The 18,587-nt window shown below is 58.8% G+C and carries 19 protein-coding genes (1 of these 19 running past the window's edge); 10 read left to right on the forward strand and 9 right to left on the reverse strand.

What is annotated here, in order from left to right; genetic code table 11:
* Positions 1-1,252 carry the 3' portion of a peptidoglycan DD-metalloendopeptidase family protein gene (locus JFV26_RS03140; protein WP_201189641.1) on the forward strand. It extends 167 nt beyond the left edge of the window, so 1,252 of the gene's 1,419 nt are visible here — the last part of the coding sequence; its start codon lies beyond the left edge, outside the window; the stop codon is at positions 1,250-1,252.
* 3 nt (positions 1,253-1,255) lie between these two features.
* The gene (locus JFV26_RS03145) at positions 1,256-2,347 is read left to right on the forward strand and encodes an anhydro-N-acetylmuramic acid kinase (RefSeq protein ID WP_201189643.1); all 1,092 of its coding nucleotides are present in this window, start codon (positions 1,256-1,258) and stop codon (positions 2,345-2,347) included.
* Positions 2,348-2,414: 67 nt separating this feature from the next.
* Here JFV26_RS03145 and erpA read toward each other — a convergent pair whose 3' ends face one another.
* Both erpA and argC read right to left on the reverse strand, forming a co-directional pair.
* Entirely contained in the window at positions 2,415-2,765 is a 351-nt protein-coding gene (gene erpA, locus JFV26_RS03150) for an iron-sulfur cluster insertion protein ErpA (protein WP_007947969.1), read from the reverse strand.
* 168 nt (positions 2,766-2,933) lie between these two features.
* Positions 2,934-3,968, reverse strand: a complete 1,035-nt coding sequence (gene argC / locus JFV26_RS03155) for an N-acetyl-gamma-glutamyl-phosphate reductase (RefSeq protein WP_201189644.1) — start codon at positions 3,966-3,968, stop codon at positions 2,934-2,936.
* A gap of 135 nt (positions 3,969-4,103) precedes the next feature.
* Here argC and hemJ point away from each other — a divergent pair, with 135 nt between their 5' ends.
* From hemJ to coq7, 6 genes are all read left to right on the forward strand, one after another.
* The gene (gene hemJ / locus JFV26_RS03160) at positions 4,104-4,532 is read left to right on the forward strand and encodes a protoporphyrinogen oxidase HemJ (RefSeq protein ID WP_201189646.1); all 429 of its coding nucleotides are present in this window, start codon (positions 4,104-4,106) and stop codon (positions 4,530-4,532) included.
* Between the two features lie 34 nt (positions 4,533-4,566).
* Complete coding sequence (locus JFV26_RS03165; RefSeq protein WP_201189647.1) at positions 4,567-5,535, forward strand: NAD(P)H-dependent flavin oxidoreductase; 969 nt, start codon at positions 4,567-4,569, stop codon at positions 5,533-5,535.
* Between the two features lie 92 nt (positions 5,536-5,627).
* Positions 5,628-6,605 (forward strand): DUF805 domain-containing protein, encoded by a 978-nt coding sequence (locus tag JFV26_RS03170; protein ID WP_201189649.1) that lies wholly within the window; start codon positions 5,628-5,630, stop codon positions 6,603-6,605.
* A gap of 62 nt (positions 6,606-6,667) precedes the next feature.
* Positions 6,668-7,456: an SDR family NAD(P)-dependent oxidoreductase gene (locus JFV26_RS03175; RefSeq protein WP_201189651.1), complete on the forward strand. Its 789-nt coding sequence runs from the start codon at positions 6,668-6,670 to the stop codon at positions 7,454-7,456.
* Positions 7,457-7,536: 80 nt separating this feature from the next.
* Positions 7,537-7,875, forward strand: coding sequence for an HIT domain-containing protein (locus tag JFV26_RS03180; RefSeq protein WP_201189653.1), 339 nt, complete (start codon positions 7,537-7,539; stop codon positions 7,873-7,875).
* A 174-nt stretch (positions 7,876-8,049) separates the two neighbouring features.
* Positions 8,050-8,697 (forward strand): 2-polyprenyl-3-methyl-6-methoxy-1,4-benzoquinone monooxygenase, encoded by a 648-nt coding sequence (gene coq7, locus JFV26_RS03185; protein WP_201189654.1) that lies wholly within the window; start codon positions 8,050-8,052, stop codon positions 8,695-8,697.
* Positions 8,698-8,870: 173 nt separating this feature from the next.
* Here the strand turns inward: coq7 and speD are convergent, their stop codons facing one another.
* Together speD and JFV26_RS03195 are read right to left on the reverse strand one after the other, a co-directional pair.
* Positions 8,871-9,665 (reverse strand): adenosylmethionine decarboxylase, encoded by a 795-nt coding sequence (gene speD, locus JFV26_RS03190; RefSeq protein WP_201189656.1) that lies wholly within the window; start codon positions 9,663-9,665, stop codon positions 8,871-8,873.
* 239 nt (positions 9,666-9,904) lie between these two features.
* Entirely contained in the window at positions 9,905-10,327 is a 423-nt protein-coding gene (locus JFV26_RS03195; RefSeq protein WP_169356635.1) for an OsmC family protein, read from the reverse strand.
* Positions 10,328-10,575: 248 nt separating this feature from the next.
* On the opposite strand from JFV26_RS03195, the gene crp reads away from it, so the two are divergent.
* A complete protein-coding gene (crp, locus tag JFV26_RS03200) occupies positions 10,576-11,220 on the forward strand; it encodes a cAMP-activated global transcriptional regulator CRP (RefSeq protein WP_201189666.1) in 645 nt (214 codons plus the stop codon).
* Here crp and JFV26_RS03205 read toward each other — a convergent pair.
* The 4 genes from JFV26_RS03205 to JFV26_RS03220 all read right to left on the reverse strand — a co-directional run bounded on the left by JFV26_RS03205 (position 11,217) and on the right by JFV26_RS03220 (position 14,543).
* Positions 11,217-11,918 carry a lipoate--protein ligase family protein gene (locus JFV26_RS03205; protein WP_201189668.1) on the reverse strand — a complete coding sequence of 234 codons (702 nt, stop codon included), beginning with the start codon at positions 11,916-11,918 and terminating at the stop codon, positions 11,217-11,219. The two genes, crp and JFV26_RS03205, sit on opposite strands and share 4 nt — an antisense overlap.
* A gap of 139 nt (positions 11,919-12,057) precedes the next feature.
* Positions 12,058-12,894: an indole-3-glycerol phosphate synthase TrpC gene (gene trpC / locus JFV26_RS03210; protein WP_201189670.1), complete on the reverse strand. Its 837-nt coding sequence runs from the start codon at positions 12,892-12,894 to the stop codon at positions 12,058-12,060.
* Positions 12,891-13,940 carry an anthranilate phosphoribosyltransferase gene (trpD, locus tag JFV26_RS03215; protein WP_201189671.1) on the reverse strand — a complete coding sequence of 350 codons (1,050 nt, stop codon included), beginning with the start codon at positions 13,938-13,940 and terminating at the stop codon, positions 12,891-12,893. Before trpD ends, trpC begins: the two co-directional genes overlap by 4 nt.
* A gap of 9 nt (positions 13,941-13,949) precedes the next feature.
* On the reverse strand, positions 13,950-14,543 hold the full coding sequence (locus JFV26_RS03220; protein WP_201189673.1) for an aminodeoxychorismate/anthranilate synthase component II: 594 nt from the start codon (positions 14,541-14,543) through the stop codon (positions 13,950-13,952).
* Between the two features lie 408 nt (positions 14,544-14,951).
* On the opposite strand from JFV26_RS03220, the gene estP reads away from it, so the two are divergent.
* Positions 14,952-16,865: an esterase EstP gene (gene estP, locus JFV26_RS03225; protein ID WP_201189680.1), complete on the forward strand. Its 1,914-nt coding sequence runs from the start codon at positions 14,952-14,954 to the stop codon at positions 16,863-16,865.
* A 176-nt stretch (positions 16,866-17,041) separates the two neighbouring features.
* Here estP and trpE read toward each other — a convergent pair whose 3' ends face one another.
* Positions 17,042-18,523 (reverse strand): anthranilate synthase component I, encoded by a 1,482-nt coding sequence (trpE, locus tag JFV26_RS03230; RefSeq protein ID WP_201189682.1) that lies wholly within the window; start codon positions 18,521-18,523, stop codon positions 17,042-17,044.
* Positions 18,524-18,587: the final 64 nt, after the last annotated feature.

Here is an 18,587-nt window from a genome sequence, read left to right on the forward strand (position 1 = left end):
ACTGACACAAGATCAAGACGCTGCTGACGCCGTCCAAGCCACAAATGAGCCAGCAGCCTCCCCCTTCGCGCAGATCGAAGACAGCGCCGAAGACACCAAGGAAACCGCCCAGGCAGCCCCTGCGCCGCTGGTCGAACCGAAGAAAGCGCCCAATCACAAAGAAGTGATTGTTGGCAAAGGTGACACCCTTTCGACCCTGTTTGCAAAGGTCGGTCTTCCACCCGCTTCAGTGCATGAGGTGCTGGCCAGCGACAAGCAGGCCAAGCAATTCAGCCAACTCAAGCATGGCCAGAAACTTGAATTCGAACTGGGCCCCGATGGCCAGCTGACCAACCTGCACAGCAAAGTCAGTGACCTCGAAAGCATCACCCTGACCAAGAATGACAAGGGTTATGTGTTCAACCGCATTACCGCCAAACCGACCGTGCGCTCTGCCTATGTTCATGGCGTGATCAACAGCTCGTTATCGCAGTCCGCTGCCCGCGCCGGCCTGTCCCACAGCCTGACCATGGACATGGCCAGCGTGTTTGGCTATGACGTCGACTTTGCCCAGGATATTCGCCAGGGTGACGAGTTCGACGTGATCTATGAGCAGAAAGTGGTCAACGGCAAGGCTGTCGGCAATGGTCCGATCCTCTCCGCACGCTTCACCAACCGCGGCAAGACTTACACCGCCGTGCGTTACACCAACAAACAAGGCAACAGCAGCTATTACACAGCTGATGGCAACAGCATGCGCAAGGCGTTCATCCGCACCCCGGTAGACTTCGCCCGCATCAGCTCGAAATTCTCCATGGGCCGCAAACACCCGATCCTGAACAAGATCCGCGCCCACAAAGGCGTTGATTACGCGGCACCACGCGGTACGCCGATCAAGGCAACCGGTGACGGCAAAGTACTTTTGGCCGGTCGTCGTGGCGGTTACGGCAATACAATCATCATCCAGCATGGCAACACCTACCGCACGCTGTATGGCCACATGCAGGGCTTCGCCAAAGGCGTGCAGACTGGCGGCAACGTCAAGCAAGGCCAGGTGATCGGTTACATTGGCACCACCGGCCTGTCCACTGGACCGCACCTGCACTATGAGTTCCAGGTCAATGGCGTGCATGTCGATCCACTGGGCCAGAAGCTACCGATGGCTGATCCGATTGCCAAAACCGAACGCGCACGCTTCCTGGCACAAAGTCAGCCGTTGATGGCGCGGATGGAACAAGAGAAGGCCACCATGCTGGCCTCGAGCAAGCGCTAAGCCATGGCGCTCTATATAGGTGTGATGTCCGGGACCAGCCTCGATGGCCTGGACATTGCGCTGATCGAGCAAGCCCCGGCGATCAAGCTGATCGCCACGCATTATATTCCCATGCCTGAATCCCTGCGCGCCGAGCTGCTTGGCTTGTGCTCCAGCGGTCCGGACGAGATTGCCCGCTCCTCCATCGCCCAGCAGAACTGGGTGAAACTGGCCGCGCAGGGCATCCACACGCTCCTAGACCAGCAGCAACTCAAGCCTCACGACATTCGGGCGATTGGTAGCCACGGCCAGACCATTCGCCACGAACCGGCACGCGGGTTCACCGTACAAATCGGCAACCCGGCCCTGCTGACCGAGCTGACCGGCATCACCGTGGTCAGCGATTTCCGCAGCCGCGACGTAGCCGCCGGCGGCCAGGGCGCGCCACTGGTTCCAGCCTTCCACGAAGCCTTGTTTGAAGCTCAGCCAGGTAACCGGGCAGTATTGAACGTCGGTGGTTTCAGCAACCTCAGCCTGATTGAGCCTGGCAAACCTGTCGCCGGTTTCGACTGTGGCCCGGGGAATGTGCTGCTGGATGCCTGGATTCACCAGCAACGCGGCGACAACTTCGATCGCGACGGCCAATGGGCGGCCAGCGGCAAGGCTGAGCAACCGTTGTTGAATGAGCTGCTCAGTGATCCATTCTTCGTGACCAAAGGCCCCAAGAGTACCGGCCGCGAAGTGTTCAACCTGCCTTGGCTGACGCAGCACCTGTCGCATTTGCCCACCTTCGCTGCCGAAGATGTACAGGCGAGCCTGCTCGAACTGACAGCTCTGACCATCACCGAGTCGCTGCAAAGCGCTCAGTCAGATACCCGGGAACTGTTGGTCTGCGGTGGCGGCGCCCACAACGCCATGCTGATGGCCCGTTTGGCGAGTTTGCTACCGAACACCAAGGTCAGCAGCACAGCGGCTTACGGTGTCGACCCGGACTGGGTTGAAGCCATGGCCTTTGCCTGGATGGCCCATTGCTGCCTTGAAGGCATCGCAGCCAACCGCCCAAGCGTCACGGGCGCCCGCGGTTTGCGCATACTCGGCGCCATCTACCCTGCTTGAATCCCGGACAGCAAAACGCCGCAGAGCCCTGAAGCCCTGCGGCGCTTTGTAATACGGTGACGTGCGATCAGATCGAGAACGAAGAACCGCAGCCACAGGTCGTGCTGGCGTTCGGATTCTTGATCACGAAACGCGAACCTTCCAGACCTTCCTGATAATCCACCTCGGCACCTGCCAAGTACTGGAAGCTCATTGGGTCGACGACCAGACTCACACCTTCGCGCTCGACGATGGTGTCGTCATCGGCCACTTCTTCATCGAAGGTAAAGCCGTACTGAAAACCTGAACAACCACCGCCCGTAACGAATACGCGCAGCTTCAAGCGATCATTCCCCTCTTCATCGACCAGGCTCTTCACCTTGTGCGCGGCACCATGGGTGAATTGCAAAGCCGTGGGGGTGAAGGATTCGACGCTCATGCTAACTATCTCCCGGCGTTACGCCGCCATAATGCGTGATGACGGGCATTATCCGCTTCTCCTAGAAAATTGGTCAACTATTGTTACGGTATATCAATAAACCCGATCGCCAGTCCGAAATGCAAAAAGGCCCGCTTAACGGGCCTTTTTGCTGGGCGGGATAAAACCCTACGGCAACATGCCCGCGTGGGACAGACCCAGACGTTCATCCAGCCCGAACAGGATGTTCAGGTTCTGCACAGCCTGGCCCGACGCGCCCTTGACCAGGTTATCGATCACCGACAACACCACCACCAGGTCACCGTCCTGCGGACGATGCACGGCGATACGGCAAACGTTGGCACCGCGCACGCTACGGGTTTCCGGGTGGCTGCCAGCCGGCATCACATCGACGAACGGTTCGTTGGCGTAGCGCTTTTCAAACAACGCCTGGAGATCCACCGAACGATCCACGACATTTGCGTACAGCGTCGAGTGAATGCCGCGAATCATCGGGATCAGGTGCGGAACGAAGGTCAGACCAACGTCCTTGCCCGATGCGCGACGCAGGCCCTGGCGAATTTCCGGCAGGTGACGGTGACCTTTGACGGCGTAGGCCTTCATGCTTTCCGACGTCTCTGAGTACAGCGAACCTACAGCCGCACCACGACCGGCACCGCTGACACCGGATTTGCAGTCAGCGATCAGACGGGAAGTATCCGCCAGACCTGCTTCGAGCAACGGCAGGAAACCCAGTTGCGTGGCGGTTGGGTAGCAACCCGGCACAGCGATCAGGCGCGCTTGCTTGATCTGCTCGCGATTGACTTCAGGCAAACCGTAAACCGCTTCTTCCAGCAACTCTGGCGCGCCGTGCGGCTGGCCGTACCACTTGGCCCATTCATCGGCGTCTTGCAGACGGAAGTCCGCCGACAGGTCGATGACCTTGGTCCCGGCTGCCAGCAGCTCACCGGCCAAAGCATGGGCAACACCGTGCGGCGTAGCAAAGAACACCACGTCGCAGGCGCCGAGGGTCTTGATGTCCGGAACGCTGAACGCCAGGCCGTCGTAGTGGCCTCGCAGGTTCGGGTACATATCAGCCACGGCCAGACCGGCCTCGGATCGGGAAGTGATCACAACCACTTCAGCTTGCGGATGCTGTGCCAACAAACGCAGCAGTTCGACACCGGTGTAACCCGTGCCGCCGACGATACCGACCTTGACCATAAACCTGCCCTCAACGAACCCACTGGAAAGCCGTCGATAATAGGGCCCGTATCGTCCTGCGACAACCGGCAAGGTGACGTGCGGAGCCTCAAGCCTCTACTATCCGGGCTACCGTGAACCTGGGAATAACTAAAAATGCTTTATCTGTGGCTCAAAGCGCTTCACATCGTCAGCATGGTCTGCTGGTTTGCCGGCCTGTTTTACCTGCCACGACTGTTCGTCTATCACGCGCAAAGCGAAGACACCGTCAGCAAGGAACGCTTCAGCGTCATGGAGCGCAAGCTGTATCGGGGCATCATGGGCCCGGCGATGATCGCCACCCTGGTCTTCGGCATCGCGCTGATAGCCCTGAACCCCAGCATCTTCAGCCAAGGCGCATGGATTCACGCCAAGCTGACGCTGGTGGTGATCCTGATCGGCTATCACCACATGTGTGGCGCACAGGTAAAACGTTTTGCCCGTGGCGAAAACACCCGCAGCCATGTCTTTTATCGCTGGTTCAATGAAGTGCCGGTTCTGATATTGCTGGCTATCGTAATTCTGGTCGTCGTTCGGCCGTTCTAAATCCAATAAGCCACCATTTACCGGGGTACTTCCAATGTCGCTGCCCGCTCTACTCGAACAACGCTTGCGTCTGCCCGTGGTGGCAGCGCCGATGTTCCTGATTTCCAATCCCCAGTTGGTGCTGGCCTGCTGCCGAAATGGCGTAGTGGGCAGCTTCCCCGCGCTGAACCAGCGCGAGAGCAGCGGCTTCAAGGCCTGGCTGGAAGAGATCGAAGCAGGCTTGGCGACACTGGAGAACCCGGCGCCTTACGCGGTGAACCTGATCGTTCACAACAGCAACCCGCGACTGCAAGCTGATCTGGAGATCTGCATCGAGCACAAAGTGCCGATCGTGATCACCAGCCTCGGCGCCGTGAAAGAGCTGGTGGACGCGGTGCACAGCTATGGCGGCCTGGTATTTCACGATGTGACGACTCGTCGCCACGCAGAAAAAGCCGCCGAGGCCGGCGTCGATGGCTTGATCGCCGTGGCCGCAGGCGCGGGTGGCCACGCCGGAACCTGGAGCCCGTTTTCGCTGATCGCCGAGATCCGTCAGTTCTTCGACAAGACCCTGCTGTTGGCGGGTTGCCTGAACCATGGTCACGAAATTCTTGCCGCGCAATTGCTCGGTGCGGATTTAGCCTACTTCGGTACGCGATTTATCGGCACCACTGAAAGCCATGCACCTGACGCCTACAAGCAGATGTTGCTGACTTCCAGAGCGGCGGACATCGTCCATACTCCAGCGGTGTCGGGGGTTCCGGCAAGCTTCATGCGCCAGAGCCTTGAAGCTGCCGGTTTCGACACGGCAGCCCTGCAAGGCAAGGGCGAAGTGAACTTCGGCTCCAAGCTCAAGCCTATAAGTGATGAAGCCAAAGCCTGGAAAACCGTGTGGTCTGCCGGTCAGGGCGTTGGGGAAATCGATGACTTGCCGAGTGTCGATGAATTGGTCGCACGGCTGGACGCGGAATACCGCAAGGCGCTGGAACTGGCGGCACAGCTGCCGAACCGCTGGCCGCGCTGAGCTGAAAATTTAGCCAGCCCCGCCCGGCTGGCTTTACACTCGACACCTGCACTATGTTCTAACTCAAATCCTCGCGACAAGGATGCCTCGCAATGAGCGACAACCGTTTCAAGATCGTTTTCGACGGCGCTCTGCTGCCAGGTGTTGATGTCACCACCGCCAAGCTCAATCTCGCCGAGCTATATAAAAGTGAGGTGGCTGCCGTCGAACGGCTGTTCACCGGCAAGACGGTCACGCTTAAACAAGGCTTGTCGCAAATTGACGCGCAAACCTACCTTCAAGCGTTGACGAAAACCGGCATCGACGCCCGGATCGAAAGCGAATCGTCCATAGAGCTGAATCTGGCCGACGCTCACGAACATGCTCCCGCCAGCAGCCAATCTGTATTCGCCGATCCAGCCTCCCCTTACGCACCGCCCCGAGCCGCTGTCGGCGAAAGCCTGCCGGTGTTTGCCACGCTCAAGCCGTTTAGCGTCGAAGGCCGCATCGGCCGCTTGCGCTATCTCGCCTGGGCGATGGCCCTGACGCTGGTCATGCTGGCCGTAGGTTCGGTAGCGGCCATACTGGCCATCGCGATCATCAGTGCCGATTCGACCGCAGGCTTGATTATTGGTGGTCTGGTCGCGGTCATCCTGTGCATTGTCATCGGGGTCGTCAGCATCCAGTTCAGTGTCCAGCGCCTGCACGACATCGGCTGGTCCGGCTGGCTCTGGCTGTTGAACCTTGTTCCGTTCCTGGGCAGCTTCTTCCCGTTCGTGATCATGGCCGTGCCGGGAACCAAGATCGCCAACCAATACGGCGCGCCACCTCCGCCAAACAGCACGGCAGTCAAGGTGCTGGCTTCGCTCTGGGTAGTGGTTATCGCAATCGTCTTCATCGGCGCACTGGCCGGGGGCATCACGGCCATCCAGCAAGAGTACGAAAGCGCTGCCGAAACCAGCTATGACAGCGGCTCGGTGACCACCGACGAAGTTGAAGCGGAACCGGCCGCCAAGGCCGAGCAAGCACCCAATTCCGCAGACGATGAAGCCGAACAAGCCCCGGCCCCTGTAGACTCTGCGAAAGAATGAACAGCGCTCCCCGCCCGTGACACCTGCGTCGCCGGCGCGGAGCTGTTGCGATGGAGAACTGCATGACCCGTTACGCTCTGATCACTGGCGCATCCAGCGGCATCGGCCTGGCGATGGCCGAAGCGCTGGCCCGCCGCGGCCGCAGCCTGATTCTGGTGGCCCGACAGCGTGATCAGCTGGAAAGCATTGCGATTGAACTGACTCAACGTTTCGGCGTTGAGGTGTTATTCCGCGCCTGTGATCTGGGCGAGCCGTTAAGGCTGTCCGGGTTTCTACTGGAACTGGAAGAAGGCGACCGTCAGATAGACTTGTTGGTCAACTGCGCCGGCATCGGCACGTGCGGCCCCTTCCTGGCCCAGGACTGGATGACCGAGCAAGACTTGATCGAGGTAAACATCCTGGCGCTCACTCGCTTGTGCCACGCCATCGGAAACAGCATGGCCTTGCAGGGCGGCGGGCAGATTTTGAACGTGGCCTCGGTGGCGGCGTTCCATCCAGGCCCCTGGATGAGCACTTATTACGCGAGCAAGGCTTATGTCCTGCACTTTTCCGAAGGCTTGCGCGTCGAGCTGAAGAAATGCGCAGTCAAGGTTTCAGTGCTCTGCCCTGGCCCGACCCGCACCGCATTCTTCCACACCGCGCAACTGGACACCGGGAAACTGGCGCAAAGCAAACTGCTCATGAGTCCCGAGGAAGTCGCGCTGTACACCGTGCGAGCCCTGGAAAAGAATCGCGCCATCATTATTCCCGGTCGAGTTAATCGCTGGTTTGCTTTCCTGCCGCGATTGAGCTCGCGATGGCTGACCCGGACCATCGCCGGCATGGTCAACAAGGCCTATTGCCCGCGCTGAATCCCCTTAAAGGTAAATGGCTGGGCTCAGGTCTACCCCATGGGTACACTCAGGCCAGCCCAAACAACGGAGAAACAGCTGTGGATACTCTGTTCACCAAGATCATCAACCGGGAAATTCCGGCGAAGATCATCTACGAGGACGACCAGGTACTGGCCTTCCACGACATCTCCCCGCAGGCCCCGGTGCATTTTCTGGTCATTCCCAAGAAACCGGTGCGTACCCTCAACGACTTGACCGAGGACGACAAGGCGCTAGCCGGGCATATTCTGTTCACTGCCCAACGCCTGGCGCTGGAACTGGGCTGCGAAGAAGGTTTCCGTGTGGTCATGAACTGCAATGAACAGGGTGGGCAGACCGTCTATCACATTCATATGCATGTACTGGGTCAGCGCCAGATGCACTGGCCGCCGGGTTGATCGATTAACCGCTCAAAAGATCGCAGCCTTCGGCAGCTCCTACGGAGATCGGCGTAGGAGTTGCCGAAGGCTGCGATCTTTTGATCTTGCTGCAATCCTTCAGAAATGACCCAGCGCAAACCTTCTCCGGCCGATTCGGTTAAACTGGCCGCGAGATTCTTCCCGGAGGTCAGCATGACTACCCAACGTCACTACTCGTCAATTGACCGTCTTCTGCTGCAAGCCGATGCCGCGATGCGTACCCTGCTGCCTTTCAGTGGCCAGCCGTACCGTCCGTCGCCAGCTATCGTGCAGCCGGAAGCGCAAATGAGCGATGAAGACACCCGGCACGTCGCCGGTCTGATGCGCATCAACCATACCGGCGAAGTCTGCGCCCAGGCGCTGTATCAGGGCCAGGCACTGACCGCCAAGCTGCCGAAAGTGCGCGCCGCCATGGAACATGCCGCCGAAGAAGAAATCGATCACCTGGTCTGGTGCGAACAACGCATTCATCAGTTGGGTAGTCACACCAGCATTCTGAACCCACTGTTTTATGGCATGTCGTTCGGGATTGGCGCCGTCGCCGGGTTGATCAGCGACAAGGTCAGCCTGGGATTTGTGGCCGCTACAGAGCATCAGGTGTGTAAACACTTGAACGAGCATCTTGAGCAACTGCCGGCCGAGGATGAAAAGTCTCGGGCGATTCTTGAGCAAATGCGTATTGATGAAGAACACCACGCCGAAAGCGCGCTGGAGGCTGGTGGCTTTCGATTCCCGGCGCCGGTGAAGTTCGGGATGAGCTTGCTGGCCAAGGTGATGACCAAGAGTACTTATCGGATCTGATAGCTCGGCTGCCTGATAGGACCTCTTCGCGAGCAAGCCCGCTCCCACATTTGGAATGCGTTCCCCCTGTGGGAGCGGGCTTGCTCGCGAAGGCCATCGCACGGTTTATCGAGCAGACCGCAATAAAAAAGGCGACTACCGCTAAGTAGTCGCCTTTTTTGTACCCGAAAATCTTAGCTCGGCATGTTGCGCGCGTAGAAGATTTCCAGCATTTCGTGTTTCACGCGATCGGTCACCTGGGCACGCTGCTCAGAGGACAGGCTGTTGGTCGCGTCGCCGAACAGGTAGTTATCCAGTTCGAAGTTCTTCAACAGCATTTTGGTGTGAAACAGGTTCTCCTGGTACACGTTCACGTCAGTCATCTGGTAACTGTCGCGGGTGTCTTCAGAGAGGTAATTCTGGATCGAGTTGATTTCGTGGTCGATGAAGTGCTTTTTGCCCTCAACGTCACGAGTGAACCCGCGCACGCGATAATCCACGGTCACGATGTCCGAATCGAACTGGTGAATCAGGAAGTTGAGTGCTTTAAGCGGTGAAATGACGCCACAAGTCGACACGTCAATGTCCACACGGAAGGTTGCAATACCGTCCACCGGATGGATTTCCGGGTAGGTGTGCACCGTGATGTGGCTCTTGTCGAGGTGGGCCAGGATAATCTCGGGCAACGGGCCCGGGGACTCTTCGATCTGGCTGTCGGTCGGGGTTACCGGCTCTTCAGAGATCAGAATCGTGACGCTGGCGCCCTGTGGATCATAGTCCTGACTGGCGATGTTCAGGATGTTGGCACCAATGATATCGACAACTTCTGTGAGGATCTGCGTCAGGCGCTTCGCGTTGTACTCTTCATTGATGTACTCGACGTAAGCTTGCTGGTCTTGCGGGGTTTCCGCGTAGCAGATGTCATAGATGTTGAAGCTCAAGGTCTTTGTCAGGTTATTGAACCCGTGGAGCTTGAGTTTGCTTTTCACCGTTAAAAACTCTCTATGTATTGCGGCCCAGGCCGCGTGATCAAGCATGCCCGTCAAATGCGAACAACGCACCTGCGTAGGACGGTTAACACCTCTTCGCGATGGCGATTTTGGTTGTCTGTTCGGGTGTGCGGCCTGTCGAGTGACGGGCCACGACCCTGAAAAAAGTGGCGCATTATGCAGACGTCAGCTATGGATCGCCAGAGTCTGCACCGCTTTTATGATAGTTGAATGTCGAATCAACCGAGTTCGATGATTTCGTAATCGTGGGTAATGACCACGCCAGCCGCGCCGAGCATGATAGAAGCCGAGCAATACTTCTCGGCAGACAGTTCGATGGCGCGTTTGACCTGGGCTTCTTTCAAGCCTCGGCCCTTGACCACAAAGTGCATATGGATCTTGGTAAAGACCTTCGGATCTTCAGTCGCGCGCTCGGCTTCAAGGAACGCTTCGCAGCTCTCGACGGCCTGGCGAGACTTCTTGAGGATGCTGACCACATCGAAATTGCTGCAGCCGCCGACACCCAGCAGAAGCATTTCCATTGGGCGTACACCCAGGTTACGGCCACCGGCTTCCGGGGGACCGTCCATGACCACGACATGACCGCTGCCGGATTCACCGAGGAACATGGCTTCGCCAGCCCATTGGATGCGTGCCTTCATCGCCAAGACTCCACTGTCTAAAAAAGGGTCGCCAGCTTAGCACAGGGGCCCGGAATGACAGCGTTTCGCCATCCTGGGACGCATGTACCAACAACGTAGGTAAATTCTCAAATCTTAAGGGAATGTGTCTGTTAAGCTGGCGCCAATTCACTGGCGCATAGCCAGCTATTAAGCGAATGAAAAAATCGCGGCTTTACCAGCTCCTACAAAAAAACCAAGACACCGTGCAGTCTTTTCGGGATACAACCATGGTTGCTATTACCCCCACACCCAAAATCAAGAACCTCGACAAGCTGCTGATGCATTGCCAACGCCGTCGCTATGCGGCCAAGAGCAATATCATCTGTGCCGGCGATCGTTCTGAAACACTGTTCTTCATCATCAAGGGCTCGGTCACAATCCTGATCGAGGACGACGACGGCCGCGAGATGATCATCTCCTATCTGAACGCCGGGGACTTCTTCGGCGAGCTCGGATTGTTCGAACAGGCCGGCCAGGAACAGGAACGCAGTGCCTGGGTACGGGCCAAGGTCGAATGTGAAGTCGCGGAAATCAGCTACGCGAAATTCCGCGAGTTGTCCCAACAAGATCCAGACATTCTTTACGTGCTCAGCGGACAAATCGCACAGCGCCTGCGCAATACCACGCGCAAAGTCGGCGACCTGGCCTTCTTTGATGTGACTGGTCGTGTCGCCCGCTGCCTGCTGGAACTGTGCAAGCAGCCGGATGCCATGACCCACCCGGACGGGATGCAGATCAAAGTAACCCGTCAGGAAATCGGGCGGATTGTCGGGTGTTCCCGAGAGATGGTCGGCCGCGTGCTCAAGGATCTTGAGGAACGCAACCTGGTGGATGTAAAAGGCAAGACCATGGTGGTCTTTGGCACGCGTTAAGCCTCGAACATCCCGGCCAGCATTTGGCGGTAGAGCGCGTCGAGGCGTTCCAGCGCATCCGGCGCGGTAAACTTTTCATGCAAGGCAATGTGGCTTTCGGCGCGAACCCGCTGCTCCAGGCCGCACGCCTCATTGAAGCGGTTGACCGCCGCGACCATCGAATCCCGTTCGTTATCCAGCAGCAACGCCCCGTGCACCAACCCTACCGGACGCTGGCCACCCTTGCTCTGGCGCCAGCGCTGGGCGGTGCCAACCATCTTGCGACCGTCGAGGTTGACATTGAAACGGCCATCGCAGAATGCGCCTTCGACTTCGCCCAGTGACGAAACTCCGCCCAACTCATCAAGCAACTGACAAATCGGATCGCAGAGTCGACGGTAGGCGGTTTCGATTCGGTTTTGGTCGCCTTCGCTGCGGGGTGCTGCGTAGACCAGTGCGATGTTGATCGTTGAGGCCGATTGCGGGACCGGTTCACCGCCCGTTTCGCGCAGCAGGACGGGCCAGCCGGCGGCGGCGGAGACTTCGCAGGCGGATTCGAATTGTGGCAGACGATTCAAGCGGCGCGGCATGACCAGTGCACGGTCATTGGGTTGCCAGAACAGCAGGCCGAATTCCGTGTCGCCAGTGCAGACTTGGGCAAGCAGGCCTTGCTCGGCGATGAGGCCGGCTTCGGTCGTTAGGGAGGTAATCAGGGTCATAAGGATTTCCGCAAGACCTTAAGTCTGTGGCGAGGCGTATAGCGCCTTCGCGAGCAAGCCCGCTCCCACATTTGAAATGCATTCCGATGTGGGAGCGGGCTTGCTCGCGAAGGGCGCGCCCCGGTTTGCCTGACTGTAATCAGTCGAGTGTAGAACCGCTCACCGCAGTACCACGCTCCGGGAAGAACAAACGCTGCAGCTCGGTGCCCGGGCTTTCGGCGCGCATAAACGCTTCGCCAACCAGGAACGCGTACACGTCGCTGATTTCCATCAGTTCGACATCAGCCCGGTTGAAAATACCGCTCTCGGTGATCACCAAACGGTCCCGCGGAATGCGCGGCAACAGGTCGAGGGTGTTTTCCAGGCTGACTTCAAAGGTGTGCAGGTTACGGTTGTTCACGCCTACCAGCGGCGTGTCGAGGGTTTTCAAAGCCCGCTCCAGCTCGTCGCCGTCGTGAACTTCGACCAGTACATCAAGGCCGACACTTTTGGCCACGGCCGCCAACTCGGCCATTTTCACGTCGTCCAGAGCGGAGACGATCAACAGCACGCAGTCCGCGCCCAAGGCACGGGCTTCAACGATCTGGTACGGATCGATCATGAAGTCCTTGCGGATCACCGGCAGTTTGCACGCGGCGCGGGCCTGCTGCAGATACGCATCGGCCCCCTGGAAGAAATCGATATCGGTGAGCACCGAGAGACACGTAGCGCCGCCCTTCTCGTAGCTCTTGGCGATGTCGGCGGGAACGAAGTTTTCGCGAATCACGCCTTTGCTCGGCGAGGCTTTCTTTATTTCAGCAATTACCGCCGGCTGCTTGAGCTTGGCCTGGGCGATCAGTGCCTTGGCAAACCCACGGGGTGCATCGGCTGCCTTGGCCAGGCTTTCCAGCTCGGCCAGGCCGACACGGGCGCTGCGCTCGGCAACTTCCTGGACTTTGCGGGCCAGAATGTTCTCCAGAACCGTCGGTACACTCATCCCTCATTCTCCACTCGAAATACCGCGGTAAACGCACCCAACTCCTCGAGTTTCTCCCGAGCGAGACCGGTGTGCAGCGCGTCGTGCGCCAGGGCAACGCCCTCTTTCAAACTTGTTGCGTGGTCAGCGGCATACAGCGCGGCACCGGCATTGAGCACAATCATCTCGGCGGCTTTTTGGCCGTTCTCGGTCTTGCGCTTGCCCAGGGCGTCGCGGATCAGTTCCAGCGAAGCCGCCGGGCTGTCGACCGACAGACCGTGCAGGCTCTGGCTCTTCATGCCCAAATCTTCCGGCTCGACCCAATACTCGGTGATCTGGTCGTTCTTCAGCTCCGCCACAAAGGTCGGCGCCGCGAGGCTGAATTCGTCCAGGCCATCTTTGGAGTGCACGACCAACACGTGCTTGCTGCCCAGACGTTGCAAAACTTCAGCCAATGGCCGGCACAACGCCTGGTTGAACACGCCCACCACCTGATGTTTCACGCCGGCCGGATTCGTAAGCGGGCCGAGCATGTTGAACAGAGTACGCAGGCCAAGATCCTTGCGCGGGGCGGCGGCATACTTCATGGCACTGTGGTGGGTCTGGGCAAACATGAAGCCGATGCCGACGTTATCGATGCAGCGCGCGACCTGGACCGGCGTCAGGTTCAGGTAGATCCCGGCCGCCTCCAGCAGATCGGCGCTGCCGCTCTTGCCCGAGACCGCACGATTACCGTGCTTGGCAACGGTGCAACCGGCCGCCGCGACCACAAAGGAAGACGCGGTCGAGACGTTGAAGATATTCGCACCGTCACCGCCAGTGCCGACCACATCGACCACGCCGTCGAGGGTCTTGAGTTCGACCTTGTCTGCCAGCTCGCGCATGACCGACACCGCGCCGACGATCTCATCGATGCTTTCGCTCTTCATGCGCATGGCCATCATGAACGCGCCGATCTGCGCGTCCGTGCATTGCCCGGTCATGATTTCGCGCATCACATCGCGCATTTCATCGGTGCTGAGGTCGAGGTGATCGACGATACGGCTCAGGGCTGTCTTGATATTCATGAAAAGTCCTTAGCGCGTGCCGCCGGTTTGTTTAAGAAAGTTGGCGAACAGCTCGTGGCCCTGCTCGGTGAGGATCGACTCAGGGTGGAATTGCACCCCCTCAATGTTCAGCGTCTTGTGGCGCAGGCCCATGATCTCGTCGACCGAGCCGTCTTCAAGCTGGGTCCAGGCGGTCAATTCGAGGCAATCGGGCAGAGTTTCGCGCTTAACAATCAACGAGTGGTAGCGCGTAACCGTCAGGGGATGATTCAGCCCTTCGAATACGCCCTTGTCCTCGTGGAATACCGGGCTAGTCTTACCGTGCATCACTTGACGGGCGCGCACCACATCACCGCCAAAGGCCTGGCCGATGGATTGGTGGCCGAGGCAAACACCGAGGATTGGCAGCTTGCCGGCGAAGTGTTTGATCGCTTCGATGGAGATGCCGGCCTCGGTCGGGGTGCAAGGACCGGGGGACACAACGATGCGCTCAGGGTTGAGGGCTTCGATTTGGGCAATGGTTAGTTCATCGTTGCGCACGACTTTGACCTGGGAGCCGAGCTCACCAAGGTACTGCACAACGTTGTAGGTAAAAGAGTCGTAGTTATCGATCATCAGCAACATGACGTGGGGAACCTCTTGAATTCACTGACTTTTAAGACAGCCTTCGAATGATTACCCGCAGTGTGCTGCGCTTTGTCAGGTGCTGGAGTGGCGCCAGCAAAGCGGCATTTCATACAGGTAAAGAAGGCGAAGCGGTACAGGTCCGGCAGGGCCGGCAAAAGAATTCAGGCGCGCCAACGCCAGCGGGCGTGTGCCTTGATGACTTGATCCAGGAGTTTGCTGATGATCAACACGGGAAAGGTCTCATTCATACGTCTTGGCACAGTAACTTAGCTGGGCAGAGCGTGCAATATGGCGCACGCCAAGGCTTGTAAAACAATCGAAGGGGTCGCGACGGATGGCAAAAGGCCGGGAGTTTTTGGTACTGTCGTTTCGTTCTCTACAATAATAAATAAAACGGACTTGCTCATGATCAAACAGACGTTGTTTGTACCGCTCGCCAGTTGCCTGCTCGCCTTGGCCTGCGCCCAGGCGAACGCGGCCCCGGCGCCTTACTCGAACTTTATCGTCTTCGGCGACAGCCTCAACGATGCCGGGACGTTTACCGACACCGGCGGCCCTGCCGGAGCCACCGAGCGTTTCACCAACCGCACCGGCCCCCTCTACCGTGATGGCACGGGCGAAGTCCGCTCGCTCAACGCCACGCAGATACTGGGCGGCAAACTGGGGTTCACACCGGACCAGACGGCGTCCTCGTCCTCGGCAGTACGCGCCAACGAAGGCCTGCCCGATGGCAATAACTGGGCGGTGGGCGGCTACCGCACCGACCAGATTCTCGATTCGATCACGAGTACCTCTGCCACCGGCGAACGTACCCGCGCGGGCTATCTGCCGTCGAATAACTTCCGCGCCGACCCGAATGCACTGTATTACCTCTCGGGCGGTGGTAATGACTTCCTTCAGGGGCGCGTGACCAGTCTTCCCCAGGCCAGCGCCGCCGCCGATCGCCTGGTCAGCAGCGTGCAAACCCTGCAACAGGCCGGCGCCCGCTACATCATGGTCTGGTTGCTGCCGGACATCGGCTTTACCCCGGCGTTCAACGGCTCGCCACTGCAAGCGTTCACTTCCCAGCTCAGCAGCCAGTTCAACACTGAGCTGGTGAGCCAACTGCAAACGGTCAATGCCAACATCATCCCGCTGAACATTCCGGTCCTGCTCAAAGAGACGTTTGCCAATCCGGCGCAATTCGGCCTGGCCACCGACCAGAACCTGAGCGCCACCTGCTTCAGCGGCGACGGCTGCACTGCGAATGCCCGATATGGCATCAACAGTGCGACCCCAGACCCGACCAAGCTGATCTACAACGACTCGGTTCACCCAACCGAAACCGGGCAGCGTCTGATTGCCGATTACGCCTACTCCCTGCTGTCGGCGCCATGGGAGCTGAGCCTGCTGCCGGAAATGGCCCAAGGCACCCTGCGCGCGCATCAGGATGAATTGCACAACCAATGGCTGGCCGACTGGGAGAACTGGCAAGGCGTTGGCCAATGGCGGGCGATTGTCTCTGCCGGCGGACAACATCAAGACTTCGACAGCCAGCGCAGCGGCGGCGCCAGTGCTGACGGCAATGGTTACAACCTCAACGTCGGTGGCAGCTACCGGCTCAACGAAGCGTGGCGAGTTGGCCTGGCGGCCGGTTTCTATAACCAGAAACTCGAAGCAGGCAGTAACGACTCGGACTACAAGCTGAACACTTATATGGGGACGGCGTTCGCCCAGTATCAGCAGAACCGCTGGTGGGGTGACGTAGCCATGACGGCCGGGCATCTGGACTACGACAGCCTCAAACGAAAATTCCAGTTGGGGGTCAACGAACGCGGGGAGAAAGGCGATACCGACGGTTATGTACTCGGTATCAGTGGCCGCCTGGGTTACGACATCGCGCCAGAAGCGAGCAGCCCGTGGCATTTGTCGCCGTTCGTGAGCGCCGACTTCTCCAAGGTAGAGGTCAACGGTTACTCGGAAAATGGCGCCGATTCCACCGCGCTGACGTTCGATGACCAGTCGCGCAACTCCCGGCGTCTTGGTCTGGGCATCCAAGGCAAGTACCAAGTAACCCCGCAGACACAGGTGTTTGGCGAACTGGCCCACGAGCGCGAATACAACGACGATGCTCAGGACGTGACCATGAACCTCAACAGCCTGCCGAACAACCAATACACCTTGGCCGGCTACACCCCGCAGACCAACCTGAACCGCCTGAACCTGGGCGTGAGCCACAACCTCACCAAGGAGCTGGCATTGCGCGCCAGCTACAACATTCGCAAGGATGATGACTTTACCCAGCAGGGCGTCAACCTAGGGGTCAGCCTGGACTTCTAAGGGCAAGCAAGATCAAAAGATCGCAGCCTTCGGCAGCTCCTACAGGTGTATGCCGAGCTAATGTAGGAGCTGGCGCAGCCTGCGATCTTTTGGCGATTTGAAATTACAGGTCATAAAAAACGCGGCGCCCTCACAGGCGCCGCGTTTTTTTATGCGGCTGAAGTCCCTGTGGGAACTCAGCTTTGCGGAGTTTGCTCAGCCAACGCCACGGCGCGGAACATCGCGCGGCGCTTGTTCAGTGTTTCTTCCCATTCCAGCGCCGGCACCGAGTCGGCAACGATGCCGCCACCGGCCTGCACGTGCAGCTCGCCGTCCTTGATCACTGCGGTGCGAATAGCAATCGCGGTATCCATGTTGCCGTTCCAGGCGAAGTAACCGACCGCTCCGCCGTAGACGCCACGCTTGACCGGTTCCAGTTCGTCGATGATTTCCATCGCACGGATCTTGGGTGCGCCAGACAAGGTGCCCGCCGGCAAAATCGCTCGCAGTGCGTCCATCGCCGTCAGCCCGGCCTTCAATTGGCCGGTGACGTTGGACACGATGTGCATCACGTTGGAATAACGCTCGATGACCATCTTCTCGGTGAGTTTTACCGATCCGATTTCCGAGACCCGACCGGTGTCGTTACGGCCCAGGTCGATCAGCATCAGGTGCTCGGCGATTTCCTTGTCGTCGGACAGCAGGTCTTTTTCCAGCGCCAGATCCGCCTCTTCGTTGGCCCCGCGTGGGCGGGTACCCGCGATTGGGCGCACGGTAATCAGGTTGTCTTCAACCCGCACCAGCACTTCCGGCGAACTGCCGACGACATGGAAGTCGCCGAAGTTGAAGAAGTACATATAAGGCGTCGGGTTGAAACAACGCAGCGCTCGGTACAAATCGATCGGTGCAGCCTTGAAGTCGATCGACATGCGCTGGGACGGCACGACCTGCATGCAGTCGCCGGCCAGGATGTATTCCTTGATGGTATCGACGGCTTTTTCGTAATCGTCCTGGGTGAAACTCGAACGGAACACCGGATCAGCGGATTGCTGCTTGCTGAAATCCAGGCCACGACGCGGGGTGATCGGCTGGCGGAGTTTTTCCAGCAGCTCCTCCAGACGCGCATGACCTTGTTCGAAGGCATCTTCTTGCGACGGATCAGCAAGGACAATCGCGTGCATCTTGCCGGCGAGGTTGTCGAACACCACCACCGCGTCGGAGACCATCAGCAGAATGTCCGGCACGCCCAGCGGATCAGGGTTCGGGCACTTGCCCAGACGCTTCTCCACATAGCGCACGCAGTCATAACCGAAGTAACCCACCAACCCGCCATTGAAGCGCGGCAGGCCAGGGATGGTCGGCACGTTGTAGCGAGCTTTGAATGCTTCGACGAAGGCCAATGGATCTTCGGCTTCGTGGCTTTCGATCTCGACGCCGTCGTGGGTCACGCTGATGTGATGATCGTGAACCCGCAACACGGTGCGGCACGGCAGGCCGATGATCGAGTAGCGACCCCACTTCTCCCCGCCCTGCACCGACTCCAGCAAGTAGGAGTTCGGCTCGTCGGCCAGTTTCAGGTAAATCGACAGCGGCGTGTCGAAGTCGGCCAGGGTTTCACAGGCCATCGGGATACGGTTGTAGCCGGCAGCGGCCAAACGCAGGAATTCTTCGCGGATCATGGGGTAGCCTCGTGGCTTGAGGGTCTAACAGTCAGGTATGCAAACGTGCCGGTACGCCGGCCAG

It is taken from the genome of Pseudomonas sp. TH31 (assembly GCF_016650815.1).
Taxonomy (GTDB): Bacteria; Pseudomonadota; Gammaproteobacteria; order Pseudomonadales; family Pseudomonadaceae; genus Aquipseudomonas.

Coding starts and splice junctions, on each gene's coding strand:
- JFV26_RS03205 (WP_201189668.1), bottom strand. CDS start 11,918: ATGACCCTGATTACCTCCCTAACGACCGAAGCCGGCCTCATCGCCGAG.
- erpA (WP_007947969.1), bottom strand. CDS start 2,765: ATGAGCGTCGAATCCTTCACCCCCACGGCTTTGCAATTCACCCATGGT.
- JFV26_RS03195 (WP_169356635.1), bottom strand. CDS start 10,327: ATGAAGGCACGCATCCAATGGGCTGGCGAAGCCATGTTCCTCGGTGAA.
- coq7 (WP_201189654.1), top strand. CDS start 8,050: ATGACTACCCAACGTCACTACTCGTCAATTGACCGTCTTCTGCTGCAA.
- JFV26_RS03220 (WP_201189673.1), bottom strand. CDS start 14,543: ATGTTGCTGATGATCGATAACTACGACTCTTTTACCTACAACGTTGTG.
- hemJ (WP_201189646.1), top strand. CDS start 4,104: ATGCTTTATCTGTGGCTCAAAGCGCTTCACATCGTCAGCATGGTCTGC.
- JFV26_RS03165 (WP_201189647.1), top strand. CDS start 4,567: ATGTCGCTGCCCGCTCTACTCGAACAACGCTTGCGTCTGCCCGTGGTG.
- trpE (WP_201189682.1), bottom strand. CDS start 18,523: ATGATCCGCGAAGAATTCCTGCGTTTGGCCGCTGCCGGCTACAACCGT.
- argC (WP_201189644.1), bottom strand. CDS start 3,968: ATGGTCAAGGTCGGTATCGTCGGCGGCACGGGTTACACCGGTGTCGAA.
- trpD (WP_201189671.1), bottom strand. CDS start 13,940: ATGAATATCAAGACAGCCCTGAGCCGTATCGTCGATCACCTCGACCTC.
- estP (WP_201189680.1), top strand. CDS start 14,952: ATGATCAAACAGACGTTGTTTGTACCGCTCGCCAGTTGCCTGCTCGCC.
- JFV26_RS03145 (WP_201189643.1), top strand. CDS start 1,256: ATGGCGCTCTATATAGGTGTGATGTCCGGGACCAGCCTCGATGGCCTG.
- crp (WP_201189666.1), top strand. CDS start 10,576: ATGGTTGCTATTACCCCCACACCCAAAATCAAGAACCTCGACAAGCTG.
- JFV26_RS03170 (WP_201189649.1), top strand. CDS start 5,628: ATGAGCGACAACCGTTTCAAGATCGTTTTCGACGGCGCTCTGCTGCCA.
- JFV26_RS03175 (WP_201189651.1), top strand. CDS start 6,668: ATGACCCGTTACGCTCTGATCACTGGCGCATCCAGCGGCATCGGCCTG.
- trpC (WP_201189670.1), bottom strand. CDS start 12,894: ATGAGTGTACCGACGGTTCTGGAGAACATTCTGGCCCGCAAAGTCCAG.